This window comes from Cupriavidus alkaliphilus (genome assembly GCF_900094595.1).
Taxonomy (GTDB): domain Bacteria; phylum Pseudomonadota; class Gammaproteobacteria; order Burkholderiales; family Burkholderiaceae; genus Cupriavidus; species Cupriavidus alkaliphilus.
In genome coordinates this window covers 43,505-68,827 of sequence record NZ_FMAD01000008.1, presented here as the reverse complement: position 1 = coordinate 68,827, position 25,323 = coordinate 43,505, and the positions used below count along the sequence as shown (strand labels likewise).

The following is a 25,323-nucleotide window of genomic DNA, read 5'->3' as shown; positions in this document are numbered from 1 at the left end:
CCGCCGATCGCCCTGCAGATTGCTCTTCATTACGGCCAGGCAACTCTACGCCGGCGTTGCCGGCGCCAACATGACCGCAAGATTACCGGATTGTCATGTTCCGGTCAGACCTCGGTAGGGTGGCGCTGGCTACGCTTGGCGTGCCGACTAACCGAACCGACGTGACATGCGACGCCATCCAAGCCCCGGCCGCCCAGCGCTGCCCCATTTGCTGCCTGATCCGCTCTCCGGATTGCCGGACCTGCGGCGCCGCCGCTTCGTGCAGGGGCTGGCTGCCGGCGGCGTGGTCGCCGGCCTGGCGGGGTTTGGCGGCAGCGCCTGGGCGCAGCATGCCGGGCACGGCGGCGGCGCGCGCGACGGGCAGCCTGCCCCGGCGGGCAGCGGTGCCGGCCCGGTGCTGCGCGGCACCGAGTTCGACCTGGTGATCGGCGAATCGCTGGTCAACTACACCGGCAAGCCGACCATTGCCACCACCATCAACGGCATGCTGCCCGGCCCGACGCTGCGCTGGCGCGAGGGCGACACCGTCACCATCCGCGTGACCAACCGCCTGCGCGAGGACACCTCGATCCACTGGCACGGCATCATCCTGCCTTACCAGATGGACGGCGTGCCCGGCATCAGCTTCCCGGGCATCCCGCCCGGCGAAACCTTCACCTACCGCTTCAAGGTCACGCAGACCGGCAGCTACTGGTATCACTCGCACTCCGGCTTCCAGGAGATGACCGGCGTGTACGGCGGCATCGTCATCGACCCGGCCTCCGGGCACGAGCGCGCGCACGCCGACCGCGACCATACCGTGCTGCTGTCGGACTGGACCGACGAAGACCCGATGCGGGTGCTGAACAAGCTCAAGATCCAGGGCGATTACTACAACTACAACCAGCCCACGGTGGTCGACTTCTTCCGCGACGTGTCGCGCGACGGCCTGAAGCAGGCGCTGGACAAGCGCCGCATGTGGAACCAGATGCGGATGAGCCCGACCGACCTGGCGGACTTGTCCAGCGCCACCCTGACCCACCTGGCCAACGGCGTCACGCCGGCCGGCAACTGGACCGGCCTGTTCCGCCGCGGCGAGACCGTGCGCCTGCGCTTTATCAACGGCTCGGGCAACACCTTCTACGACGTGCGCATCCCCGGCCTCGAGCTGCGCGTGGTGCAGGTCGACGGGCAGGACATCGAGCCCGTCACCGTCGACGAATTCCGCTTTGGTCCCGGCGAGACCTGCGACGCCATCGTGACCCCGCGCGACGACGCCTACACCCTGTTCGCGCAGTCGATGGACCGCACCGGCTATGCGCGCGGCACGCTGGCGGTCCGCGAAGGCCTGTCGGCGCCGGTGCCCGCGCTGGACCGCGCCGAATGGCTGACCATGACCGACATGATGGGCGCGATGACGGGACATGGCGGCCACGGAGGACATGGCGGACATGGCGGACATGGCGGACACGGCGGACACGGCGGACACGGCGGACACGGCGGACACGCCGGCCATGGTGCGATGCCGATGGCCGGCATGGACCACGCCGGCATGGACCACAGCCAGCACGCGATGGCGCCCGCCGATGCGCTGCGGGTGCCCAGCAAGACCGCACGCCATGCCCGCACCGAATACGGGGCCAGCACCGACATGCGCGTCGACATGGCCCGCACCAACCTCGACGACCCCGGCATCGGCCTGCGCAACAACGGCAGGCGCGTGCTGACGCTGGCCGACCAGCACACCATTGGCGGGGCCATGGATGCGCGCGGGCCGGGGCGCGAGGTCGAACTGCACCTGACCGGCAATATGGAGCGCTATACGTGGTCGTTCGACGGCGTCGAGTTCGGCAAGTCCACGCCGATCTACTTCAAGCATGGAGAACGGCTGCGCGTGATCCTGCACAACGACACCATGATGACCCACCCCATGCACCTGCATGGTATGTGGAGCGAGCTGGAGGCGCCCGACGGCAGCTTCCAGGCGCGGCGCCACACCATTCCGGTGCAGCCGGCGCAGCGCATCAGCTTCCTGGTCACGGCCGATGCCCTGGGGCGCTGGGCCTGGCATTGCCACCTGATGCTGCATATGGATGCGGGCATGTTCCGCGAAGTGGTGGTGGCGTGATGATGCGAGCCGAACTCTCGATGCCGATGCCCGGATACAAGAAGACCATGCTGGCCGCGGCGCTTGCGCTGGGCGCCATGAGCGCAGCCTTTGCGCAGGACCCGCATGCCGGCCATGCGCACGGCCCCGGTCAACAGGCCGCGCCCGCTGCGCCCTCCACCATGCAGGGCATGGACCATAGCCAGATGCAGGGGATGGATCACGGCCAGGTGCAAGGCATGGACCAACCGGAGATCCAGACCATGGACGGCGCCAGTGCGCCGCCGCAAGAGGCGGCCCCGGCCATGGACCATGACGACATGAAGATGCAGGGCGGCAGCGCGCCGCCCGACGCGCGCGATCCGCACGCCTATTCCGGCGGCTACCAGCTCGGTGTCGGCCAGTACGCGCTGGGCGACAAGCGCCAGCTGGTGATGGCCGACGAGCACCTGTTCGCGTCGGTGCTGGTCGACCGCCTGGAGTGGGCACATGCCAACGGCCACAATGCCGCCGCCTACGAGGCGCAGGCGTGGTTCGGCAACAGCTTCGACAAGCTGGTGCTCAAGGCCGAGGGCGAGGCCTCCAAAGGCAAGCTGCATGAAGCCCGCACCGAGCTGCTCTGGGGCCATGCCGTGGCCAGCTACTGGGACACCCAGCTGGGCCTGCGCAACGACGCCGGCAGCGGGCGCCCGGCGCGCAACTGGCTGGCGTTCGGCGTGCAGGGGCTGGCGCCGTACTGGTTCGAGGTCGACGCCACCGCCTATGTCGGCACCAGCGGGCGCACCGCGCTGCGGCTGTCGGCGGAGTATGAACTGCTGCTGACGCAGCGCCTGATCCTGCAGCCGCGCATCGAGGCCAATCTCTATGGCAAGAACGATCCGGAAGTGGGCATCGGCAGCGGCTTGTCCAACGGCACCGTGGGGCTGCGGCTGCGCTATGAGTTCAGCCGGCAGTTCGCCCCGTATATCGGCGTCGAGCGCTACCAGACCTTCGGCAATACCGCGCACATGATCCGCACCGCCGGCGGCAAGTCGGGCGAAACGCGCTTCGTCGCCGGCGTCCGCGTGTGGTTCTGACGCGGTCGCCTGGACCATCACACTTCTACATCCCTCAGCGGAGACCATCATGCATGCCAATCGCCCCCTGATCCACGCCATGACTGCGGCCATCGCCGCGCTGGCCAGCAGCCTTGCCTTCGCGCATCCCAGGCTGGAATCGTCGACGCCCGCCGACAAGGCCGAGGTGCCCGCGCCGCAGAAGATCGAGCTGCGCTTCTCCGAGACTCTCGTCACCCAGTTTTCCGGCGCCAACCTGGTGATGACCGGGATGCCGGGCATGGCCAACCATGCACCGATGAAGATGGCGGTGAAGGTCTCGGGCAGCGATGACCCCAAGACCATGGTCATCACCCCCACCCAGCCGCTGCCACCGGGCAGCTACCGGGTGGACTGGCGCGCGGTCTCGTCCGACACCCATCCCGTCAACGGCAACGTCACGTTCACGGTGAAGTAATTGGCGCAGCCGGAATGGCTGGCCGCCGGGCTGCGCCTGGCGCTTTATCTGGACCTCGCCCTGGTGTTCGGGCTGCCGCTGTTCTGCCTCTACGCACTGCAACGGCACGAACGCGCCGGCCGCTTCGCGCGCCGTTGCCGCGCGCTGGCGCTGGGTGGCGCCGGCGTGGGCATCGCCCTGTCGCTGCTGGCCCTGGTGGAGATGGCACGCGCCATGACCGGGGCGACGGACTATGCCGCCCTGCAGGCCCATGTGCTGGCGATGATCGTCACCGGGACCGATTTTGGCGTGGCCTGGTGCGTGCGCATGGCGGCCCTGCTGTTGTTCGTGCTGGCCGGCATGAACCTGCGCCGCTTGCACCGCTTGCGCGCACCCTGCGCCGTGCTGGCCGCGTTTGGCGGCGTGGCGCTGGCCACGCTGGCGTGGGGCGGGCATGGCGCGATGCACGAAGGCGCGGTGCGCTACCTGCACCTGGCGTCGGACGTCGCCCACCTGCTGGCCGCGGGCGCATGGGTGGGAGCGCTGGCGGCGTTCCTGCTGCTGGCGTGGCCCGGGCCGACGCCGCACGGCCGGGCGCTTGCGCTGCTGAGCCGCAGCGCCAACGGCTTCGCGCGCATAGGCACGCGCATCGTGGCCCTGCTGGTGATGACCGGCATGCTCAATTACTGGCTCATCGCCGGGCCGGTGATGCCTGAATTCGCGCCGATGTCCTACGGCGGGCTGCTGGCGGCCAAGCTTGCGTTGTTTGCCGCCATGCTCGGGCTGGCGGCGGCGAACCGGTTTGCGCTGGCGCCGCGGCTGGAAGCGGCCGCGCGCACGGGCGAGCGGGGCCCGGCGCTGCAGGCAGTGCGGGCGCTGCGGCGCAGCCTGCTGTTCGAAGCCGGCACCGCCACGCTGGTGCTGGCGCTGGTGGCGGTGCTGGGCATGCTGTCGCCGACGCCGGCATGACTGCCGCGCTGCCGGGCGGGTGGGCAACCCTCAGCGCTCGCGCAAGGCCTCGGCGGCGCGGCGCAGCGGCTTGAGCAGGTAATCCAGCACGGTGCGCCGGCCGGTGCGGATCTCGGCCGTGGCGACCATGCCGGGCAGGATCGGGTGGCGCTTGCCGTCGCTGGTTTCCAGGTAGGCGTGGTCGGTCAGCACGTAGACGCGGTAGTAGTAGATGCGCTTGTCGACCTGGTCTTCGATGGTGTCGGGCGAGATCCGGTCGACGCGGGCTGGCAGCGTGCCGTAGATCGACGGCTCGAACGCCGTGATCTTGACCGTGGCCGGCTGCGCCGGATGGATGAAGGCGATGTCGCGCGGGCTCAGCCGCGCCTCGATCAGCAACTGGTCCCCCAGCGGCACGATTTCCATCAGCACGCCGCCGGGGCCTACCACGCCGCCGATGGTGGAGACGCGGATGTCCTTGACGATGCCGCGCGCCGGGGAATTGATGGCGGTGCGGCGCAACTGGTCGGCACGGCCTTCGCGCACCTTCAGCAGCGGGCCCAGGTCGGCCATGGTGGTGGCGTAGTCGGCCTTCAGCGCCACGTAGTATTCGCTCTGCGTGGCGGCAAGCTTGGTCGAGAACTCGGCCACCTTCTGCCGTAGCCGCAGCACCTCGACTTCATTGGTGGCGCCGGTGCGCAGCAGCGGGATGGCGATCTGCAACTCGTTCTCGGCCAGCCGCAGCTGCTCGCGCAGATTGCCGACATTCTCGCGGAAGGCACGACGGTTGGCGGTGAAGAGCTGGCGCTCGCGATCAACCACCGCGGCGTTGCCCGCCAGCTCGGCGGGGAAGGCGACATTGGCGGCATCGTTCATTTCCGCGTGCAGCCGCGCCGCGCGCGCCTGCAGCGCCGCGATCCGCTCCAGCGTCTCTTCCATCGAAGCGCGCGCCTGCACCGGGTCGAGCGTGGCCAGCTGCTGCCCGGCTTCGACCACGTCGCCCTCGCGCACCGCCAGCTCGGCCAGGATGCCGCCCTCCAGGCTCTGGATGATCTGGCCCTTGGACGCCGGCGTGACGCGGCCCTCGCCGATTGCCACTTCATCCAGCCCGGCCAGCGCCGCCCATAGCAGGAACAGCGTCAGCGCGGCCACGATCACCCACAGCAGGTAGCGCGGGCCCGTGGGCTCTGCGCCGATGCGAATCCAGTCCGCGGCCGCTTTCGTGTCCATCCCCGTGCCCATGTTCAGCCTCCTGCCGCATCCGGCGCGCCCGTGGCCTGCGCGCCCTTGCCGCGCAGCGCGGCCAGCACCGCATCCCTGGGGCCGTCGCGCACGATGCGCCCGTTGTCGACGACGATAATGCGATCGACCAGCGCCAGCACCGCGTAGCGGTGCGTGGCGACCACCAGCGTGCGCTGGCCCAGCCAGGGCCGCAGCCGCCCGATCACGGCCTGCTCGGTAGCCTCGTCCAGCGACGCGGTGGGCTCGTCCAGCAGCAGTACGCTGGGCGCGCGCAGCAGCGTGCGCGCCAGGATCAGCGCCTGCTTCTGGCCGCCGGACAGGCCCACGCCGTTCTCGCGGATGGTCAGGTCCAGCCCGTGCACCTGGTTCAGCAGCAGCCGGTCGGCGCACGCCAGCCGCAGCGCCTGCAGCATGGCCTCGTCGGTGGCGAGCGGATCGGCCACCAGCAGGTTGTCGCGCAAGGTGCCGTAGAACAGGCTGGATTCCTGCATCACCATGCCGACGTCGCGACGCACGTCGGCTGGATCGATCAGCGGCAAGGGCGTGTCGTTGAACAGGATGCGGCCCTGCACCGGCGTCGCCAGCCCGCCCAGCAGGCGCAGCAGCGTCGACTTGCCGGCGCCGACGCGGCCCAGCACCGCAATGCGCTCGCCGGGCGCGATCTGCAGCTGCGGGATGTTGAGCACCGGCTTCTCCTGTGGGTCGAAGCCGTACACCACCTGCTCGAAGCGATAGCGCCCCACCAGCGCGGGCCGGTGGTAGGCGTCGCGCGCGGGGTCGTGGTCCAGCGGCAGGCTCAGCAGCGCGTCCAGTCCCTGCTTGCCGACGCGCGCGTTCTGGATGCGCCCCAGCACCGCGGGGATCTGCGACAGCGGCGCGATGGTGCGGCTGGTCAGGATCGAGCAGGCCAGCACCGCGCCGAACGACAGGCCGCCGTCAAGGATGCCATGCACGCCTGCCACCAGCACTCCGACATAGGCCAGCTGCTGCACCGTCTGCGACAGGTTCAGCAGCAGCCCGGCGATAAAGCGCTGCTTCAGGCCGATCTCGCCGTTGACCGCGTTGACCTGGTCCCACAGCTTGCGAAAGCGCGGCTCGGCCTGCAGCGTCTTGATATCCTCGGCCCGGTAGATCGATTCCATCAGGATCGCGTTGCGCAGCGCGGCCTCGCTCATGCCCTGCTGCGACAGCCGCGCCAGCGGAATCTGCGCCACCAGGCCGGGCAGCACCAGCAGCGGGATCGCCACCAGCGGCACCAGCACCAGCCAGCCGCCCAGCAGCCAGATGATGACCAGGAAGCCGGCGACGAAGGGCAGGTCGATCAGCACCCCGAGCGTGCTCGAGGTGAGCAGCTCGCGCAGTTGCTCCAGGTCGCGCAGCTGCGCCACCAGCGTGCCGGGCGAGCGCGGGCGCGCGTCGTTGCGGATATCCAGCACGCGCGCGAAGAACATCGCCGACAGCCGCTGGTCGACCTGCTTGCCGAAATGATCGGCGATCGACACGCGCACGGTGCGGATCAGCAGCTCCAGCACCAGTGCCAGCGCCACGCCGCTGGCCAGCACCCACAGCGTATGCAGCGAGCGCGCCGGCACCACGCGGTCCCACACCTGCATCGCGAACAGCGAGGTACCGACCGCCAGCAGGTTGCCGAACAGCGAGCCCGCGCCCAGCTCCACCAGCGTGCGCCAGTTGGCGGTGAAGATGCTGCCGAGCCAGCCTTCCGCGCGCGCAGCCAGGTAGGCGTCGAGACGGCCGCTGCGCGGCGCCACCCGCTCGCGCACCAGCAGCAGGCGCACGGTGCCGTCGCCGTCCTGCGGCGCCAGCGCCGCCAGCGCGGGAGTGCGTTCGATGGTGCCGGCGTCGGTGGGCAGCTGCAGCACCGCCTTGCCGTCGGCGATGCCCGTCAGCAGGCCGATCCGGGCCCCATCCAGCACCACCAGCGCGGGCAGCAGCAGCGGCGACAGCGCGGCCGCGGGCAAGTCGGCAAACTGGGCCGACAAGCCCGCGGCGGCGGCCATCTCGACCACGGCGCGGTCGGCGTCGGCGCGGTCGGTCCAGGCGGCCGCGCCGCGCACCAGTTCCGGCGAAGGCGACAGCCCGAGCTGGCGGGCGGCCAGCAGCAGGGCCTCGGCCCAGGCCAATGCCGGCTGCGCCGAGTGCGCGGGCTGCGCCGGCGCGCCGCCAGCGTGGGGTTTGGCGCCGGCCGGCGTAGTGCCGGCACTCGGCGTGTCAAGGGTGGCTTGCACTGTCGTGCTCCCGCAGCAAGGCCACGAACCTGCCGGTGGCGGCGTGCGCCTTGATGCGCGCCAGCATGCCGTCGGCGACCGCGCCGATCCATTCCTGCTCGGCCAGGAAGATCTCGCGCTCGGGATTGAGCACGTCGGTCAGGGTTCGCTTGTTGAGGATATATTCCTGCCAGTACAGGTCGCGCGAAGCGCGCAGCAGCGCGATCATCTGCGCGTAGCTCTGCGTGCGCGCCGCGGCGCCGGCCGCCTCGGTGGCGGCGGAATGCAGCGTGGTGCGGGCCAGCAGCCGCTCGTTGTCCAGCGCCTGCTGGGCCGCGCGCTGGCCGGCGCGGGCGGCGTCGATGCGGTGCCGGTTCAGCCCGCCCAGCGAGAAGTCGCCGGCGATCGCGACGCCGATCCAGGTGTCGTCGTTGGCATTGGCGCGCCCGGTCGACACCGAGCGGCTGACGCCGACGCTGACCGACGGGAAGCGCTCGGCCTCGGCCAGCGTTACGCGCGCGTGCGCGGCCTCGGCCGCGGCCGCGGCGGCCAGCACCTTGGGCGTGTGCTCGATGTCGTCGCCCTCGTCGCCCAGGCTGCGGACTTCATCTTCGGTACGCGCCAGTTCGGCCACGCGCTCGGGCCGTACCCCGATCAGCTCGGCCAGGCGCGACGCCGCCACGTCGAATCGGGTGCGCGCGCGCAGCGTCTCGGTGCGGGCACGCTGGATCGCGACGTCGGCCATGGTGCCGTCCGAGCTGACCGACAGCCCCGCGCGCACGCGCTGGCCGATCTTGTCGCGCGTGACCGCCAGCGTTTCGAGCTGGCGTTGCGCGGCCGCCATCACCGCCTGGCTCGCGGCCAGCTCGATGTAGATCGAGGCGGTGTTGTAGGCGATCTGCTCGACCGTGTCGGACAGCTCATGGCGGCGCTGCACCAGCGAGGCGTCCGCGGCCGAGATCTTGCTGGCGGTGCGGCCGAAGTCGTACAGCAGCTGGCTCACGCCCACCGATGCGCGCGCGCCCATGTCGTTGCCGCCGCTGCCGAAGCTGCCGCCGTAGCCCGGACGCACGCCATATTCCAGCTTGGGATACCAGGCCGAACGCGCCACCGCGATTTCGGCCTCGCTCTGCGCCACCACCGCGTTGGCGCGGCCGATATCGGGATGCCGCGAGATGGCGATCCCGACGGCCTCGTGCAAGGCCATGCCCGCCAGCGGGATGCGCAAGGCCGCCCGCACACCGTCCGCTGCGGCGGCACCCGGCACCGGCGCGGGGGCCAGCGGGGCCGTGGCGGCCAGCGCCGGCACGCCGGCTGGCGCTGGCACGGGCGCGGCGGCAGCCGGCCCGGCCATCAGCGTGGTCGCCAGCAGTGTGGCGAGGAAAGGTCTTGCCGCGCGCGAGGCGGAGGAACCGGGTAACAAACCGAGGCCGAAGCCGGGGCCGGCGCTCGCGCCGGCGTCAAGGGTCAGTCTGACTGTGAACAAGATGGCGATGCCGTCCGGATTGTGTCGATTGCGCCGGCATGCATGCACGCAAGCCGGTGCCACGGCCGGCCCGGCTGCTCGCGCATGCCGCCGGGCCGGGGGGCTGCAGGGTCAGACCAGGATCTGTTGGTTGGCCAGCAAGGTCTCCAGGTTGGTGGTCACGTTGGTCAGCGTCGCCAGCGTTTGCGCGCTGTAGTTCGTGCCGGCGCCGTCGCGGTCGATGGCGATCACGGTGTCGGCGCCCTGCTGCGTGGCACTGAGGTACTGCCCGATGTTGTCGCCCGCGTCGATGGTGGCCACGCCATTCTGGTAGTGGGCGGGGCCGTTGGCGTCGGCGGCGTAGCCGACCAGCAGCGCGGACACATCGAGTACGTCGTTGCCGGCCTGCCCCGGCGCGGTGCCCACGGTGAAATCCGTGATCAGGTCGCTGCCGTTGCCGCCGGTGCCGTCGGTGCCGCGCGCCTCCCACAGGAACACGTCGGTGCCGGTGCCGCCGCTCATGGTGTCGTTGCCGGCGCCGCCGATCAGCACGTCGTTGCCGGCCTCGCCATTGAGCGTGTCGTCGCCCGCGCCGCCGCGCACCAGGTCGTTGCCGGCGCCGGCATTGATGGTGTCGTTGCCATCGTAGCCATAGAGCCGGTCATTGTCGGCGCTGCCCGTGAGCGTATTGCCCGTGGCATCGCCTTCGATGATCGCCGACGGCTGGCTGGCGCCGAGCAGGTTGGTCAGCACGCCGGCGCTGACCAGCTGGCTGCCGCTCGACGTGGTGGTCATGCCGGTGGTGTCGGTGGCGGTGATCGTCATGGCGTCGAGCAGGCTCAGGCTGACGCCCAGCAGGCCGCCTTCCAGCGTGATCGAACCGAGCAGTTCGTTCAGGCTCAGGTTGTCGATCGGCCCGCCGCCGATGGCGGAGATAGACAGCGTCGACGATGGGCCGATGAGGCCCAGGACGCCCGGGTCGTTCACCACGTTGAAGGTCAGCCCCAGCTCCGCCGCCAGCGCCAGGCTGGCGTCGAGCCGCTGCATGCCAACGCCCAGCAGGCCGCCATACTCGATCACCACGCTGTTGATGTTCTCGTTGTAGTCGCTGGCGGTGAAGAACTGCTGCGCGCTCAGGTCGATCAGCCCCAGCAGGTTGGCATCGGCAATGCCGAGCAAGCCGCCGGCTTCATTGACCGCAGCTTCGGGCGCCACCTGTTGCGCCACCGTGAAGGTCTGGGTGGTGACCGCGCCGATGTTGCCGGCGCTGTCGATCACGTGCGTGGTGATGGTGTAGGTGCCGTCCGCGAGCTGGCCCGGCGGGAACCATTGCCACGTGGTGCCGGTGACCACGGCATTGGTCCAGGTGGCGCCGCCGTCGAGGCTGACTTGCAGCGTCTCGTTGGCGGCCAGCGCCGCGCTGAGCGTGCCGCTGACGACGGGCGTCGTGTCGCCGGTAATCCAGTCGCCGGCGGTACCGGTGTCGTCGGTCAGCGCGGTGACCGTCGCCGTGGCGGTCGGTGCGACCGTATCGACCGTCAGGTTGAACGCGGCGGTCGGGCCGCTGACATTGCCCGCCGTATCGGTGGCGGTGGCGGTCAGCGCGTAGGGACCATCGATCAGCGGCGTGGTCGGCGTGAAGGTCCACGCGCCGGTGGTGGGGTCGGCAACCGTGGTGCCGAGCAGCGTGGTGCCGTTGTAGACGCTGATGGTGCTGCCGGCATCGGCGGTGCCGGTAAGCGTCGGCGTGGCGTCGTTGGTGCTGTCGCCGGAGTTCAGCGGGCTGGCCACCGGGTTGTCGTCGGTGGCGCCGGTGATTGCCGGGATCGCGGGCGGCACCGCGTCGATGGTCACCGTCGCGGGCCCGCTGGTATTGCCGGCGGCATCCGTGGCGGTGACGCTGGCAACCGCGCCATCAGGCAGCCCGCCCACGGGCGAGTAGGTCCAGGCGCCAGTGGTGGCATCGGCCGTGACCGTGCCTTCCGGATTGCCGTCGCCGTCCAGGTCGATATCGACGGTGCTGCCGGGCTCGGCGGTGCCGGCCAGGGTGGTACCGTTGGCAACGGTGATGCTGGGGTCAGCGGGCGGCGCCGTATCGACCGTCAGGTTGAAGGCGGCGGTCGGGCCGCTGACATTGCCCGCCGTATCCGTGGCGGTGGCGGTCAGCGCGTAGGGACCATCGATCAGCGGCGTGGTCGGCGTGAAGGTCCACGCGCCGGTGGTGGGATCGGCAACCGTGGTGCCGAGCAGCGTGGTGCCGTTGTAGACGCTGATGGTGCTGCCGGCATCGGCGGTGCCGGTAAGCGTCGGCGTGGCGTCGTTGGTGCTGTCGCCGGAGTTCAGCGGGCTGGCCACCGGGTTGTCGTCGGTGGCGCCGGTGATTGCCGGGATCGCGGGCGGCACCGCGTCGATGGTCACCGTCGCGGGTCCGCTGGTATTGCCGGCGGCGTCCGTGGCGGTGACGCTGGCAACCGCGCCATCAGGCAGCCCGCCCACGGGCGAGTAGGTCCAGGCGCCAGTGGTGGCATCGGCCGTGACCGTGCCTTCCGGATTGCCGTCGCCGTCCAGGTCGATATCGACGGTGCTGCCGGGCTCGGCGGTGCCGGCCAGGGTGGTGCCGTTGGCAACGGTGATGCTGGGGTCAGCGGGCGGCGCCGTGTCGACCGTCAGGTTGAAGGCGGCGGTCGGTGCGCTGACGTTGCCCGATGTATCGGTAGCAGTGGCGGTCAGCGCATAGGGGCCATCGGTCAGCGGCGTGGTCGGCGTGAAGCTCCACGCGCCGGTGGTGGCGTCGGCGGTGGTTGTGCCGATCAGCGTGGTGCCGTTGTAGATGCTGATCGTGCTGCCCGCTTCGGCGGTGCCCGTCAAGGTAGGCGTGGAATCGTTGGTGCTGTCGCCCGAGTTCAGCGGGCTGGCGACGGGGTTGTCGTCGGTGACGCTGGTGATGGCCGGCGCGGACGGCGCGAGGGCATCGACGGTAGCGGTTGCCGGTGCGCTGGTGTTGCCGGCGGCATCGGTGGCGGTGACGCTGATCGCGGTGCCGTCGGGCAGCGGCGTGCCGGGCGAGTAAGTCCAGGTGCCGGTGGTAGCGTCGGCCGTGACCGTGGCGTCAGGTGTGCCATCGCCATCGAGATCGATATCGACCGTGCTGCCGGCTTCCGCTGTACCGGAGATCGTGGTGCCGCTGGCCTGCGTGATGACCGGGTCGGCGGGCGGCGCCGTATCGACCGTCAGGTTGAAGGCAGCGGTCGGTGCGCTGACGTTACCCGATGTATCGGTAGCAGTGGCGGTCAGCGCATAGGGGCCATCGGTCAGCGGCGTGGTCGGCGTGAAGCTCCACGCGCCGGTGGTGGCGTCGGCAACCGTGGTGCCGATCAGCGTGGCGCCATTGTAGATGCTGATGGTGCTGCCGGCTTCGGCGGTGCCGGCGAGCGTCGGGGTGGAGTCGTTGGTGCTGTCGCCGGAGTTCAGCGGGGTGCTGACCGGATTGTCATCCGTAACGCCGGTGATGGCCGGGATCGCCGGCGGCGTGGCATCCAGCGTCAGCGTGAAGGCGGTGCTGGGTGCGCTGGTATTGCCCGCGGCGTCGGTAGCGGTGACGGTCAGGCTCACGGCGCCGTCGGGCAGCGGTGACGTGGGCGTGAAGGTCCAGGCGCCGGTGGTGGCGTCTGCGGTGGTGGTGCCGATCAGCGTGGCGCCGTTGTAGATGTTGATGGTGCTGCCGGCTTCGGCGGTGCCCGTCAGGGTAGGCGTGGAGTCGTTGGTGCCGTCGCCGTCGGCGAGCGGTCCGGTCGACGGGGTGGCGTCGTCCGTGACGCTGCCGATCACCGGCGCGGCCGGTGCGCTGGTATCGATGGTGGCGGTGGCCGGCGCACTGGTGTTGCCAGCGGCGTCGGTGGCGGTGACAGTGACCACGGCGCCGTCGCCCAGTGCCGGGGACGGCGTGTAGGTCCAGTTGCCGCTGTCGTTGGCGGCGACGGTGGCATCGGGCGCGCCGTCGCCGTTCAGGTCGATATGGATGGTGTTGCCGGGCTCGGCGGTGCCGGCGATCACGCTGCCGTCGCTGGGCGTGATCGTGGGCGCCGCCGGCGCTGCGGTATCGACCGTCAGCAGGAACGGCGCGCTTGCCGGGCCGGTATTGCCGACCGCGTCGGTGGCGGTGACGGTCAGCGCATGGTTGCCGTCGGCCAGGCTCGACGGCGGCGTGAAGCTCCAGCGGCCGTTCGCGTTGGCGATGGCGGTGCCGAGCAGGGTGGTGCCGCTGTAGATGCTGACGGTGCTGCCCGCCTCGGCGCTGCCGGAAAGCGTGGGTGTGGCGTCGCTGGTGCTGCCTCCGGCAACGATCCCCGTGCCCGCATCGTTGCTGACCGCGTTGATCGCGGGCGCTGCCGGGGCCGCGCCATCGACGGTCACCGTGGCCGGCGCGCTGGTGTTGCCGGAGCTGTCAGTGGCGGTCACGCTGACCACGGTGCCGTCGGCCAGCGGCTGCGCCGGCGTATAGGTCCAGTTGCCCGCAGCGTCGGCGGTGACGGTGGCGTCGGCCTTGCCGTCGCCGTTGAAGTCGAGGCCGACCGTGCTGCCGGCCGGGGCCGTGCCGGACAGCGTGGCGCCGTTGGTGGCCGCCACCTTGGGCGCGGCCAGCGGGGTGCCGCCGCCGGAGGACCCGTCACCGCCGCCGCCACCGCTGGCAGCGGCCGCGATGATGCCGGCACCGGCCGCGGCGCCCAGCAGCCCCAGCAGCAATGCCGTGGAAGCGCTGTCGCCGATCGGCTCGAACAGCATCGCCGCCTCGGCCACGCCATCGCCCTGCGCGCCCAGCGCCTGGCTGAAGTCGGCCAGCCATTGGCCGTCTTCCTGCACGAACACCAGGTTGTTGTACTGCGCCCCGTTGGTGAAGAAGCCCTGGATGCGCAGCGTGCTGCCATCCCGCATGGTCAGCAGCAGGTCGTTGCCTTCGCGCGCGAAGTTGGCGACGCTGTCGCGCTGCGCCGCGATCAGGAAATTGGCGGGGCCGTCAGGTGAGGCAACGGTGCGGGTGCCGGGGGCGACAGGAACATCCGTGTGGTTGAGCAGAACGCCTGACGAAGCCATGCTGAGTCTCCTTCATCCTGAGTGACCGGTAGGTAGTGCATGCACAGTATTCGCGCGCACACACATTCGTCCATGCGTGATCTGTTTCAGATTCGATACAGTGCGCCGGTTTGATAGGTGCTGCGCAATCCCGATAGCGGCAGGCCCGGTGCGGTGCGCGCGTGGCTCAGCCGGGCATGCCGCCGCGGCTGGCGAAGGCCTCGTCGTTCGACGCGCCCTGGCGCGTGCGCCGCGTTTCCGACGGTGTTTCGCCGAAGGCCATGCGATAGTCGTGGGCGAACTGGCCGAGGTGGCTGAAGCCCCATTGCCGCGCGATCTGCGCCACCGAATGCTCGAGCTCACCGCCGCGCAAGGCGCTGTAGACGCCCTCGAGCCGCACGCGCTTGGCATACTGCATCGGCGAGCAGCCCTGGAAGCGCGCGAAGCCGGCCTGCAGCGTGCGCACGCTGACGCGCGCCGCGCGGGCAATGTCGTCCAGCGCCAGCACGGCGCGGGCATTGGCATGGATATAGTCGATCGCGCGCTTGACATGGCGCGGCGACGGGCCCGCGTGGCGCTGCTCCAGCAGCAGCGAGTAGTTGTGCGGGATATCGTCCAGCACGGCGTAGGCGAGGGCATCGGCCAGGCTTAGCGCCAGCTCCGCCGCGCACGCGCGCATGCGCGCGTCGTCGCGCCGCAGGCCAGGCGCGGCGCCGGCCAGTGCGCGCGCCAGCTGCAGCGCCGGAGCATCGGCCGGGATCGACTGGTGGAATTTCACGCGCTGCACCAGCGGCCGTTCCAGCAGGTGCCGCAGCCGGTTGTGCAGGCGCGCGCCGTCGATCATGACCATGTCGTAGCTGCCCGGCTGCCAGCGCCAGACCCCGACCTGCTGCATGTCGAGCACAAAGGATGGCGGCATGGGCGTCAGCGGTGCGGACGGCGTCTTGCCGGTCTCGAGCCCGGCGCCTTGCGCGGCGGTCAGCAGCAGGTAGCCGTCAAGACGCTGCACCAGGTCGAGCCGGATCGCCGTGGTGGTCGACAGCCGGATCACCGCCAGTTCGCCGAACTGCTGCTGCTGCAGTTCGAACTCCAGTGCTGGCGACGCCGTGTGCACGGCAACCCCGGGATAGAGCTGCGACAGCGCTGCGCGGATCTGGTCCGGGCTGTTCCCCGCGACGCGCGCGGTCTGGATCGTGGCTTTGGTCATGTGCCGATGCCTTTCCTGGGTGATGGCCGAAGCCGGCCTGGCGGCGCGGATGCGCCGCCAGGATTCCCCCACGAAAATCACGGCAAGGCCGTGATGGCAAACCGGACCTCATGATGACCCCGCGCCCTTGCCGGTCAACGCCATGCAAAGGGGTTCCCCATGCGCCGCGGCATACGGACCTGCCTGCAAGGCTCGCCGCGGCCCAATGACAGGCCGCATCCGCGGGAGCCAGGTATTGCCAGGCAAGACCGTCGCCGGTCTTTTTATCTGCAAACCAGATTTAAGTAAAAATAATATCTGGTATCAAAACTAACATTTACGGCAATATGTATCACTTTAATCGAATATTGGAATTGTGAATACATTGTGCTTGCCGGCAAATCCGCCGGGGATTGGCGTTTACGCGCAGTCGGCCAGGCCAGGCAGGGTCATGGTTGGCGGCGGCGTGCCGCTTCACACATAGGCGATCAGCCGTCCGGCGCAGATCACCAGCAGCCAGGTGGCCATGGACAGGATCGCATTCAGGCGTGCGCTTGCTGGTGGCGCTGCGCCGGCATCCCAGCCGCGCTCGCGGTCATGCAGGCTGCGGCCGGGGCCGGCGTGGAACCACAGCACGTTGCCGAGCGCCAGTACGATCAGGCCCAGCTTGGCGAGGAACGCGGGATTGGCGGCCAGCTCGTCGGCATGGGCCACGAACAGCAACGCGCCGCTGGCCGCGACTGCGATGAAGGCGCCGACGGTGAAGGGCAGCGCATGGCGCAGCAGCAGGCTGACCGGCAACCGCCGGCCAAGCCCTGCCAGTCGCATGTCGACCACGAAGATGGAGCCGAACAGCAGCGCCATGCCGGCGAGGTGGACGATCTCCACCGCGGGATAGGCCCAGGCCGAACTGCGCAGCGCAGTCGCGAACGGCAGCCGCGCCAGCGTGCCGGCCCATTCGGTCCATGCGGTGAAGAGCGCCGGCATGCGGCGTGCGGGCTCAGCGCAGCTCGACCGTCTTGCCGTCCACGGTGATGCGCTCGGCGCGCAGTTCGTCCGGCTTTTCCTTGCTGGCGTAGCCGACCAGCGTGACCTCGCGGCCCACCGCGACCTTGTCCGAGGTCGCGCCGCGCGCTTCCATGCGCGACACGGGGGCCAGCACCGCGAGCCAGCGCTTGCCGCCGGCGTCGATGCGGATGTGCGCGTGCGGGTTCTCGTAATGGCTTTCGACAATCTTGCCGGTCAGCGTCAGGGGCCTGGTCTCGTCATAGGTGGACCAGCCATGGTGGGCGATGGCCGGCACGGCCGCCATGGCCAGGGCGGCGGCGCTCAGGGCGGGGAGGAACAGGGCGGGGCGGAACAGGGCGCGGATGCTGGGCATGGCGGGTCTCCGGTCAGGACTCGTGCAGTATAGGCGCCGATTCCTGACCTTGCCGCCGCGCCGGCCCTGTGTTTTCAGGGTTGCGCGCGGCAGGTGTCGGCGCGCTGCACCAGCCGGCGCAGGCTGGCGCTGACGGGCTTGAGCGCGGCGCGCTCGGCCGTGAGCGCGAGCGCCAGGTTGCCGCTGCCGCTGCGCAGCGCCGCTTCGAGCAGAGTCAGGCCGATCACGTCGCGCTGCGCGTGGCTGCCGCCGAAGCGGTGGGCCACCAGGCGCACCGGCATCAGCAGCTCGATGGCGGTGGCGTAATCGCCCTGCGCGAATGCGATCAGGCCATCGGCCACCGGCAGCCCCACCTCGCGCGACATCATCGCATTGGTGCCATTGCCAAGCGCGGCCCGCTCCAGCGCGGCGCGCACCTGGTCGGCCGCCGCGGGGCGTTGCGCGCCCAGGCTGGCCATCACCGCATGCACGTCGTTGAAGGCGTAATAGCCGGCCGCGCCGCGGCCGAGCCAGTCATCCGCCACTGCATGCCAGCGCCGGCCCACGTCCACGCCGCGCAGGTGCAGCCGCCACAGCAGCGCGGAGGCATCGACCAGGTCCAGCGCGATCGCCGGCGCGGGCCGGCTGATGGCCCGGTCGTACAGCGCCAGCACCTCTTCGGTCCGGCCGTCTTCCAGCAGGAACAGCGCCAGGTGCCACCAGTTATGCACCGCCAGCATGTTGTCGTCGGCCCAGTCCTGGCGCCGGCCTTCGAGCCAGGCAATGCCGTCGGCGAGCCGGCCCTGCATCTCCATCACGTGCGCCACCGCGTGCACCGCCCACGGATCGCGCGGCTGGCATTCCAGCGCGCGCCGTCCGGCTTCCTCGGCACGCTCGTAGAGGTGGGTCTCTTCCAGGCCGAACGCGTGCATGCCGAGCACGTAGCCGTAGCCGGGCATGCCGGCATCCCAGTGCGGCAGCGCCTGCGCCACGCGGTCGCGCAGCATGGTCGACTGGCCCAGCAGGAAGTCGCCCAGGTGCGCGGTCTGCAGCGCCAGCAGGTCGCGTGGATAATCGATCACGATGTCGCCATAGCACCGCACGGCGCGCTCGAAATCGCCGTCGAGCCAGGCACGCGCCGCGGCGATATGGCGGCGCTCGCGCTCGTTGGCGCGGGCGTGCAGCGCTTCGCCGGCCTCGACGCTCTGGCGCAGCATGGGCTCGGCGGTGCCGTCGCCGGAGGTCACCATCAGCGCGGCCCGCAGCGCGTGGCCCATGGCGAAGCCGGGGTCGTCGGCCAGCGCCGCGTCGATCACGGCGAGCGGGTCGCCGTAATAGCCGTTCAGCAGGCGCAGGGCGGTCTCGTACTGCGCCACCGAGCGCGTGTTCAAGGTCGAGACCGCGAGGTCCCTGGAATCCGTCAGTGCCATGACCATCTCCGTGCGCCCGCGCGGCAGCGGGCTGTCACGAACCATCGTAGACGGCAAAACGCCCGGTGTAACGGTTGCGGCTCGGTGCGGCGCACCATGCCTGCGGGCGGCGCGGCCGCGGTGCGCGATATGCCGCCGCCGCCATACCGGCGGCGCGCGTCGGTTAAACTGCCGCATCCCCAATCACGACCTCGAGAGCAGGCCTTCCATGAAAACACTCGCGCTTTTCCTTGGCACCCTGACCCTTGCCGGCGCTGCCTGCGCTGCCGGGCCGGCCGCTTCGGCGCCTGCCGCCGCGGCGTCGGCGCCGCAGACGCTGGCGTCGGGCATGGCCATCCAGCACCTGATCAAGGGCACCGGCGCCTCGCCCAAGGCCACCGACACGGTACAGGTGCACTACCGCGGCACGCTTGCGGACGGCACCGAATTCGACAGCTCGTACAAGCGCGGCCAGCCCATCTCGTTTCCGCTCAATCGCGTGATCCCGTGCTGGACCGAGGGCGTGCAGGCCATGCAGGTGGGGGGCAAGGCCCGCCTGACCTGCCCGCCGGGCACCGCCTACGGTGCGCGCGGCGTGCCGGGCACGATCCCGCCGAACGCCACGCTGACCTTCGAGGTGGTGCTGCTGGGTATCGGTAGCTAAGCGCCTCGGCGCGGCGCCTGCGGCTGCGCGGGCGCCGGCGTTCCGGCGGGGGCTGCAGGTGCTGCCGGCACCGGTTCCGCGCCGGCGTCCTCGTCATCCCCGTAGTCTGGCAGCGCGGTGTTCTGGCCGAGCAGGTAGCGCCGCCGCTGCAGGTACGCGTCGCGCACAAAGGCGTACTTGTCCAGCGCCGCCAGCCGGAGCAGGTCGGTCGCGCCCAGCAGGTTGGTGCGCACGTCGACCACGTTCATCCCGTAGAGCGAGTTGCGTACCGCCGGCTCGGCATAGGTGGCGGGATCGAACCAGAAATTCACATACAGGCCCGCGCCGTCGCGCAACGAGCTGGGGCCGAACAGCGGCAGCACCAGGTAGGGCCCTGACGGCACGCCCCATGTGCCCAGCGTCAGCCCGAAGTCCTGCGAGTGCTTCGATAGCCCGGCGGGCGTGGCGATATCGATCAGCCCACCGATGCCCAGCACGGAATTCATCGCCACCCGCATAAAACTCTCCGCCGCCGCCACGCCCTTGCCCTGCAGCAGGTTGTTGGCGAAGTTGCCGATGTCCGCGAGGTTCGAATAGAAATTGCTGACCGCCGCGCGCACCGGCTCTGGCGTGACCGCCTTGTAGCCCTTGGCCACCGGCACCGCCACATACTGGTCCAGCTTGTCGTTGACGGTGAAGATGGCGCGGTTCATCGGCTCCAGCGGATCGTCCGGACTGGCTTGCGGGCCGGTGGCGCAGCCCGCGAGCAGGGTCGCGGCGATGGCGGTCGTGGCGAGTGTCGGAAAGCGAAGCGCAGCGGGCATCGAGACAAGGAGGGTCGGTCGCGCGGACGGCAAGCGCGTTCAGGGCCGGGCGGGCTGGTCTGGTCCGAGAGGGTCATCCGCGCGCGGACGGCCCATCAGGATCGGCTGGAAGAACACCGCGCCGACCAGCGTGCAGGCCAGCGCCAGCGCCAGCAACTTGCCCATGCTGGCGGTACCGGGATGCTGTGACAGCCACAGGCTGCCGAAGGCGACGGCGGTGGTCGCGGCGCTGTACAGCACGGCGTGCGTCAGGCTGGACTGCAGCAACTGGGTCTTGCCGTGCCGCCACGCAATCACGTAGTAGATCTTGAAGGCGACGCCCACGCCCAGCAGCAGCGGCAGCGCGATCACGTTGGCGAAGTTCAGCGCAATGCCGAACACCACGCACAGCTCCAGCGTGACGATGGCCGATACCAGCAGCGGGATCAGCGTGCGCAGCACGTCGCCGAAGCGGCGCAGCGTGATCCACAGCAGGATGGTGATCGACAGCACCGCCCAGGCACCTGCCTGCGCAAACGCGGTCATGATGGTATCGGCCGAGCCGCGGATCGAGATCGGTCCGCCCGTGGCGGCGGGCGCCACGCGCTGCACCGCGGCGATAAAGCGTGCCAGCGCGGCTTCGCGCTGTGCGCTGGCGGGCGGCGGCAGCCGGGGGCTGACGTTGACCAGCGCGCGCCCGTCCGGGGCAATCCAGTCGCGCACCAGCTCGGGCGGCAGCGTCTGCTGGCTGACCGCTTGCGGCGTCAGCGCCAGCTTCAGTTTTGCCAGTGCCAGCTGCAGCGGCAACGCGATGGCGCGCTCGGCGCGGTCGCGCGTAGGCGCATCCGTGCTGGCCAGCTTTTTCAGCGTGGCGGACAGGTGCGCCGCTTCGGCGGCGCCCGGTCCGGGATGTTCGTCAGCGGCGATGGCCAGTTGCCGCGCGGCGTTGCGCAGCGCATTGACGCGCGCGCCGTCGGTGGCGGGCGCCGCGGCGGGCTGCGTCAGCGCCGGCAGCAGCGCGGCCGAGGCCTGGGCGATGGCCTGCAGCTTGGGCGGCTGGTCGTCGGGAATAAAGCTCTGCAGCGTGATCGCGCGCGCGACTTCGGGCAGCGCGGCAAGCTGGCCCGCAAGCGCGTGCGCGGCCGGCAGCGACGGCGCCAGCACGCTGACATCGTCGGTGCCGGCCTGCGGCGCGTCCTGGAGCGACAGCAGCGTGGCCATCGATTCGGACTGCGGGTCCTTCAGGTGCAGCGGGTCGAAGTCGAAGCGCAGGTGCGGCAGCAGCGGCGCGCCCGCCAGGATGGCGAGCAGCGTCACCAGCAGCACCGGCTTGCGGTAGCGGTCGAAGAAGCGGTCCGCCGGCGCCAGCCAGGCAAAGCCGGGCGACGCGGATTCGCCGCCGGGCCTGAGCACCGCGATCAGCGCCGGCAGCAACGTGAAGGTGGTGGCGAACGCCACCATCATGCCGACGCCGGCAATCAGGCCCAGCTCGGCCACGCCGCGGTAGTCGGTGGGCAGGAAGCAGAAGAACGCCGCCGCCGTGGCCGCGGCGGCCAGCGCTAGCGGCGCGCCGACGGCGCGCGCGGCCAGGCCCAGGGCATCGACGATATGGTCGCGGTCATGGCGCTCGGCGCGGTAGCGCACGCCGAACTGGATGCCGAAGTCCACCCCCAGCCCGACGAACAGCACCGCGAAGGCCACCGAGATCATGTTCAGCGCGCCCACCATGGCCAGCCCCAGCGCGGCAGTGATCAGCAGCCCGGCGAACAGGCTCGCCAGCACCGCCACGATCAGCCGCGCCGAACGCAGCGCCAGCCACAGGATCAGCACCACGGCCAGCACCGTCAGCACGCCGTTGAGCGCGGCACCGTCGCTGACCGAGGCGAACTCATCGTCGGCCAGCGCCTGCGGCCCGGTCAGGCGCACCGACGCCTGGTAGCGCTGCGCCAGCTGCAGCTCGTCCGCGGCGTGGCGGATCGCGCGCGCGGCCGCGGCGCCGGCCTTGAGGTCGCTGTAGTCGAGGACGGGGCTGAGCGCGACGTAGCGGTAGACCTGGCCGTCGGGGCCGGGCTTGAGGCTGTCGTCGAGCAGCCCCGCCCACGACAGCGCGGCCGGCTTGCCGGCCAGCACCTGGTCCAGCGTGCGCGCGCTGCTGCCCATCAGCCCTGCCATGTCGCCCAGCTTGACCTGCCCCATCTGCAGCGGCAGCGCCAGCGTGGTGGTGAGCACATCCGACAGTCCGCGCAGCGTCGGGTCGTGCGCGAGGGCGTTGAGCAGCGGGCGCGCCTGCGTCAGTTGCTGCGTCAGCTGGTTGACTTCATCGGTGCCGGCGAACAGCAGGCCGTTGCGCGCGAAGAAGGCGCCGCCGCCGGGCTGGCTGACCGCGGTGAAGCGCGCCGGCTGCCGGCGCAAGGCTTCGGCCAGCGCATCGGCGGCGGCATCGGCGAGCTCGGCGGCCGGCGCCTGCACCACCGCAAGGATCAGCTGGCCGCGCTGGGGAAAAGCCTTGGCGATGGCCTCGTCGCGCAGCGCCCACGGCGCGTCGGAATCCAGCAGGCGGCCGATGTCGGTGTTGATGGCAAAGTTGCGGGCCACGTAGATGCCGCTGGCCGCCGTCAGCAGTGCCGCCAGCAGGATGACGCGCCACGGCCAGGCGGTGGCAAGCCGGACGATGCGTGTCAGCAGCGAAGTCAGCATGGACGGATCCGGAAGGAGCACGAACCGCGAGTATATCGGCTGGCGCGGTGCCGCATGCGCCATGCGGCGCCGGCGCGGCCGCGATGCGGGCGGATCCGCTATACACTGTCAGCCGGCGCCGGCCAGGTAGCGCGGCGCCGCCGCTTCACCGTCTTCCGTTGTTTCCCCGCTCTTGCATCCATGACGATTCACCGTTTGCTTTCCGTGGCACCGCTGGCGGCGATGGCCATGGCATCCGTCGTGCACGCTCAGGCAGTCCAGCCCGGCGACCTGCGCGCCAGCCCCGAGCGGCTGGTGCAGGCCGCGGTGGAGGGCGTGATCGGCACCATCCAGTCCCAGCCCGAGACCCGTGCCGGCGACCTCGGCAAGATCACCGCGGTCGTGCAGAAGCAATTCCTGCCCTATACCGATTTCCAGCGCACCACGCGGCTGGCGCTGGGCGGCGCCTGGCGCACGGCCACCCCCGAGCAGCAGCAACAACTTTACGAGCAGTTCCAGACGCTGCTGGTGCGCAGCTACGCGGTCTCGCTGGCGCAACTGCGCGAGCAGAACGTCAGGTTCCGCTACCAGCCGGCCAGGGCCGCCGGCGGCGCCGCCGACGTGGTGGTGCAGACGCGCGTGATCAACAACGCCGACGAGATGCAGATCGACTACCGGCTGCAGCGCACCGCGAGCGGCTGGAAGATCTATGACATCAACATGATGGGGGCGTGGCTGATCGAGGTGTACCGCAAGCAGTTTGCCGACATCGTCGCGCGCAACGGGGTCGACGGCCTGGTGAAGTACCTGACCACGCACAACGCGCGGCAGGCGTCGGAGATCTGAGCGGGCTGCTGACGTGGGCGCGCTAGGGCGCGCGCTGTTCGCGATCCCCGCCGCGATCCCCGCCACGCCGCCAGCGGCGCAGTTCCACCCACTGCCATGACAGCAGCGCCGGCACCCCGAACAGGATCTCGCGCGCGCGCTTGACCAGCGCCAGCGCCAACGCCACCTCCGCGCTCATCCCCAGCACCTGGCCCAGCAGCATCACCACCGCGTCCTGCACGCCCAGCCCGGCCGGCACGAAGAACGCCACGTGGCGCGCGGCCTGCGTCAGCGACTCGATCGCCAGCGCCTGCCAGAACGGCACCGGATGGCCCAGCAGCCACAGCGCCAGCCAGATCTCCAGCGTGCCGCTGAGCAGCCCCGCCAGTTGCCAGCCCAGGGCCTTCGCCAGTTCGCGGTGGCGCCGGTTGAGCGCGCGGATATGCGCGTCCAGCCGCGCGCCGTCGATCAGCGCGACGACGCGGTGGTCGGCGCCGAATAACCGGCGCGCGGCGCCTTCGAGCTTCTCGAACAAGGCGGCGTGGCGCAGCGATAGCGCGAACAGCACCGGCACCGGCAGCGACAGCAGCAGGCCGGCCAGGATGATCCAAACACCGGCGCGCTGCTGCAGCGCGGCCACCAGCATCAGCACGCCGGTGGCCGCGAACAGGTATTGCGAGAACATCGTCACCATCACTTCGACCACCACGCTGGCGGTGACCGCGGTGGTGTCGTGGATGCGCAGCCGCGTCAGGCGGATGCCGACCAGCTCGCCGCCCACGCCGACCGTGGGCAGCAGGCGGCCCACCGCTTCGCGCACCGCGGCGACCCACCACAGGAAGCCGACGCCGGCCCGTTCGTCGGGATCGGCGGAGGTCAGCAGCACGCGCCAGCCCTGCGCGTCGAGCAGCAGCGGCAGCGCGTGCAGCGGCACCAGCAGCAACAGCGGCCAGCCGCCCCGGGCCATCACGGCGGCGATATCGCTGGCGCCCTGGTGGATCACCAGCGCGGTCAGCGCCAGCAGCCCCAGCAGTCCGGTCAGGTAAGCCAGGCGTTTCATCGGCAATCGTCAGCAGAGTGTCCTGCCGCCCAGCACATCGGCAAAGCCGCCGCGCCGGTGGGCCGCCCGCTCCAGCGCGGCGCGCACGCGCGGCGACAGCAGCGCGGCGAGTTCGTCGGCGTGACGGTAGCCGTGCATCGACGCAGCGATGGCCGCGCCGGAAACCATCGCCGGATGCAGGTAGATCTCGCCCACGCCCGCGGGCAGTTGCGCCAGCGCTTGCAGCAGCGCGGCCTCGTCCATCTGGCCGCTGCGCGCGATGCCGACCACGTAGTCATTGTGCGCAATGCCGGCGCGGTCCAGCCGGCGGCGCAGCATCGCCAGCCATGGGCGCAGCAGCCAGGGCGCGCCCGCCTCGCGCGGCAGCCGCATCGCGCGCAGCCCGTACTCGCGCCCGATCGAGAGGATCAGCGACAGCACGGTCGGATGCAGATGGAAATGCTTGTGCGTATTGACGTGGTCCAGCGTCAGGCCGGTGGCGGCGAAGGCCTCGAACTGCGCGCGGATTTCGGCCGCGAGCTGGCGGCGCACCGCGGGCAGGAAGAAGAAGCGGCAGCCGTCCCGCGCCATGGCCGAGCCGAAACGGCCGTGCGCATCGACCAGCGCGGGAATGCGCGCACGCGGCAGGGTGGCGGGGCCGTCGGCCAGCACCACGTGCAGGCCCACGCGCAACGCCGGCAGCCGGCGCGCGCGCGCGACCGCATCCGCCACCGCGGGCGCGCCCACCATCAGGCTGGCGGCGTTGAGCACGCCGTCGCGGTGCGCCAGTTCCACCGCCTCGTTGACGGCCGGGTGCAGCCCGAAGTCGTCGGCGGTGACGATCAGCGCGCGTTG

Annotated in this window: 18 protein-coding genes; 6 read left to right on the top strand and 12 right to left on the bottom strand. The window is 70.7% G+C overall.

The features are described 5' to 3' along the window. The first annotated feature begins 166 nt into the window (after positions 1-166). Genes GA0116996_RS17710 through copD form a run of 4 tightly spaced genes read left to right on the top strand, consistent with a single transcriptional unit; the run spans position 167 to position 4,546 of the window. Complete coding sequence (locus GA0116996_RS17710) at positions 167-2,107, top strand: copper resistance system multicopper oxidase (protein WP_244159900.1); 1,941 nt, start codon at positions 167-169, stop codon at positions 2,105-2,107. Positions 2,108-2,133: 26 nt separating this feature from the next. Next, the gene (locus GA0116996_RS17705; protein WP_092314630.1) at positions 2,134-3,162 is read left to right on the top strand and encodes a copper resistance protein B; all 1,029 of its coding nucleotides are present in this window, start codon (positions 2,134-2,136) and stop codon (positions 3,160-3,162) included. Positions 3,163-3,211: 49 nt separating this feature from the next. Next, positions 3,212-3,598, top strand: coding sequence for a copper homeostasis periplasmic binding protein CopC (gene copC, locus GA0116996_RS17700; protein WP_092314245.1), 387 nt, complete (start codon positions 3,212-3,214; stop codon positions 3,596-3,598). Then, positions 3,599-4,546, top strand: coding sequence for a copper homeostasis membrane protein CopD (copD, locus tag GA0116996_RS17695; protein WP_092314243.1), 948 nt, complete (start codon positions 3,599-3,601; stop codon positions 4,544-4,546). 30 nt (positions 4,547-4,576) lie between these two features. Here the strand turns inward: copD and GA0116996_RS17690 are convergent, their stop codons facing one another. From GA0116996_RS17690 to GA0116996_RS17655, 8 genes are all read right to left on the bottom strand, one after another. Beyond that, positions 4,577-5,755, bottom strand: a complete 1,179-nt coding sequence (locus GA0116996_RS17690) for a beta-barrel domain-containing protein (RefSeq protein WP_092314628.1) — start codon at positions 5,753-5,755, stop codon at positions 4,577-4,579. A 14-nt stretch (positions 5,756-5,769) separates the two neighbouring features. Beyond that, positions 5,770-7,908, bottom strand: coding sequence for a type I secretion system permease/ATPase (locus tag GA0116996_RS17685; RefSeq protein ID WP_092314241.1), 2,139 nt, complete (start codon positions 7,906-7,908; stop codon positions 5,770-5,772). An 88-nt stretch (positions 7,909-7,996) separates the two neighbouring features. Then, the gene (locus GA0116996_RS17680) at positions 7,997-9,346 is read right to left on the bottom strand and encodes a TolC family protein (protein ID WP_092314239.1); all 1,350 of its coding nucleotides are present in this window, start codon (positions 9,344-9,346) and stop codon (positions 7,997-7,999) included. Between the two features lie 243 nt (positions 9,347-9,589). Then, positions 9,590-14,548: an Ig-like domain-containing protein gene (locus GA0116996_RS17675; protein ID WP_092314237.1), complete on the bottom strand. Its 4,959-nt coding sequence runs from the start codon at positions 14,546-14,548 to the stop codon at positions 9,590-9,592. A 166-nt stretch (positions 14,549-14,714) separates the two neighbouring features. Next, positions 14,715-15,734: a helix-turn-helix transcriptional regulator gene (locus GA0116996_RS17670; RefSeq protein ID WP_092314235.1), complete on the bottom strand. Its 1,020-nt coding sequence runs from the start codon at positions 15,732-15,734 to the stop codon at positions 14,715-14,717. A gap of 453 nt (positions 15,735-16,187) precedes the next feature. Further along, a complete protein-coding gene (locus tag GA0116996_RS17665) occupies positions 16,188-16,700 on the bottom strand; it encodes a DUF6644 family protein (protein ID WP_092314233.1) in 513 nt (170 codons plus the stop codon). Positions 16,701-16,713: 13 nt separating this feature from the next. Next, positions 16,714-17,094, bottom strand: a complete 381-nt coding sequence (locus GA0116996_RS17660) for a DUF6152 family protein (protein WP_092314231.1) — start codon at positions 17,092-17,094, stop codon at positions 16,714-16,716. 74 nt (positions 17,095-17,168) lie between these two features. Beyond that, positions 17,169-18,503 carry a tetratricopeptide repeat protein gene (locus tag GA0116996_RS17655; protein ID WP_092314229.1) on the bottom strand — a complete coding sequence of 445 codons (1,335 nt, stop codon included), beginning with the start codon at positions 18,501-18,503 and terminating at the stop codon, positions 17,169-17,171. A 208-nt stretch (positions 18,504-18,711) separates the two neighbouring features. Here GA0116996_RS17655 and GA0116996_RS17650 point away from each other — a divergent pair, with 208 nt between their 5' ends. Beyond that, the gene (locus GA0116996_RS17650; protein ID WP_092314227.1) at positions 18,712-19,146 is read left to right on the top strand and encodes an FKBP-type peptidyl-prolyl cis-trans isomerase; all 435 of its coding nucleotides are present in this window, start codon (positions 18,712-18,714) and stop codon (positions 19,144-19,146) included. On the opposite strand, the gene GA0116996_RS17645 is transcribed toward GA0116996_RS17650, so the two are convergent. Both GA0116996_RS17645 and hpnN read right to left on the bottom strand, forming a co-directional pair. Continuing rightward, complete coding sequence (locus GA0116996_RS17645) at positions 19,143-19,949, bottom strand: MlaA family lipoprotein (protein WP_092314225.1); 807 nt, start codon at positions 19,947-19,949, stop codon at positions 19,143-19,145. The two genes, GA0116996_RS17650 and GA0116996_RS17645, sit on opposite strands and share 4 nt — an antisense overlap. A 39-nt stretch (positions 19,950-19,988) precedes the next feature. After that, positions 19,989-22,625, bottom strand: a complete 2,637-nt coding sequence (gene hpnN / locus GA0116996_RS17640) for a hopanoid transporter HpnN (RefSeq protein ID WP_092314626.1) — start codon at positions 22,623-22,625, stop codon at positions 19,989-19,991. Positions 22,626-22,805: 180 nt separating this feature from the next. Here hpnN and GA0116996_RS17635 point away from each other — a divergent pair, with 180 nt between their 5' ends. Further along, positions 22,806-23,450 (top strand): MlaC/ttg2D family ABC transporter substrate-binding protein, encoded by a 645-nt coding sequence (locus GA0116996_RS17635; RefSeq protein ID WP_092314223.1) that lies wholly within the window; start codon positions 22,806-22,808, stop codon positions 23,448-23,450. A 22-nt stretch (positions 23,451-23,472) separates the two neighbouring features. Here the strand turns inward: GA0116996_RS17635 and GA0116996_RS17630 are convergent, their stop codons facing one another. Both GA0116996_RS17630 and hpnK read right to left on the bottom strand, forming a co-directional pair. Next, entirely contained in the window at positions 23,473-24,489 is a 1,017-nt protein-coding gene (locus GA0116996_RS17630) for a lysylphosphatidylglycerol synthase domain-containing protein (protein ID WP_092314221.1), read from the bottom strand. Between the two features lie 9 nt (positions 24,490-24,498). Beyond that, entirely contained in the window at positions 24,499-25,314 is an 816-nt protein-coding gene (gene hpnK, locus GA0116996_RS17625) for a hopanoid biosynthesis-associated protein HpnK (protein ID WP_092314624.1), read from the bottom strand. Between the last annotated feature and the right edge of the window lie 9 nt (positions 25,315-25,323).

Bases quoted from the DNA above. Each gene is read 5' to 3' on its own strand.
- GA0116996_RS17710 (WP_244159900.1), top strand. From the start codon at position 167: ATGCGACGCCATCCAAGCCCCGGCCGCCCAGCGCTGCCCCATTTGCTG.
- GA0116996_RS17705 (WP_092314630.1), top strand. From the start codon at position 2,134: ATGCCCGGATACAAGAAGACCATGCTGGCCGCGGCGCTTGCGCTGGGC.
- copC (WP_092314245.1), top strand. From the start codon at position 3,212: ATGCATGCCAATCGCCCCCTGATCCACGCCATGACTGCGGCCATCGCC.
- GA0116996_RS17690 (WP_092314628.1), bottom strand. From the start codon at position 5,755: ATGGACACGAAAGCGGCCGCGGACTGGATTCGCATCGGCGCAGAGCCC.
- GA0116996_RS17680 (WP_092314239.1), bottom strand. From the start codon at position 9,346: ATGGCCGGGCCGGCTGCCGCCGCGCCCGTGCCAGCGCCAGCCGGCGTG.
- GA0116996_RS17675 (WP_092314237.1), bottom strand. From the start codon at position 14,548: ATGGCTTCGTCAGGCGTTCTGCTCAACCACACGGATGTTCCTGTCGCC.
- GA0116996_RS17670 (WP_092314235.1), bottom strand. From the start codon at position 15,734: ATGACCAAAGCCACGATCCAGACCGCGCGCGTCGCGGGGAACAGCCCG.
- GA0116996_RS17665 (WP_092314233.1), bottom strand. From the start codon at position 16,700: ATGCCGGCGCTCTTCACCGCATGGACCGAATGGGCCGGCACGCTGGCG.
- GA0116996_RS17660 (WP_092314231.1), bottom strand. From the start codon at position 17,094: ATGCCCAGCATCCGCGCCCTGTTCCGCCCCGCCCTGTTCCTCCCCGCC.
- GA0116996_RS17655 (WP_092314229.1), bottom strand. From the start codon at position 18,503: ATGGCACTGACGGATTCCAGGGACCTCGCGGTCTCGACCTTGAACACG.
- GA0116996_RS17650 (WP_092314227.1), top strand. From the start codon at position 18,712: ATGAAAACACTCGCGCTTTTCCTTGGCACCCTGACCCTTGCCGGCGCT.
- GA0116996_RS17645 (WP_092314225.1), bottom strand. From the start codon at position 19,949: ATGCCCGCTGCGCTTCGCTTTCCGACACTCGCCACGACCGCCATCGCC.
- hpnN (WP_092314626.1), bottom strand. From the start codon at position 22,625: ATGCTGACTTCGCTGCTGACACGCATCGTCCGGCTTGCCACCGCCTGG.
- GA0116996_RS17635 (WP_092314223.1), top strand. From the start codon at position 22,806: ATGACGATTCACCGTTTGCTTTCCGTGGCACCGCTGGCGGCGATGGCC.
- GA0116996_RS17630 (WP_092314221.1), bottom strand. From the start codon at position 24,489: ATGAAACGCCTGGCTTACCTGACCGGACTGCTGGGGCTGCTGGCGCTG.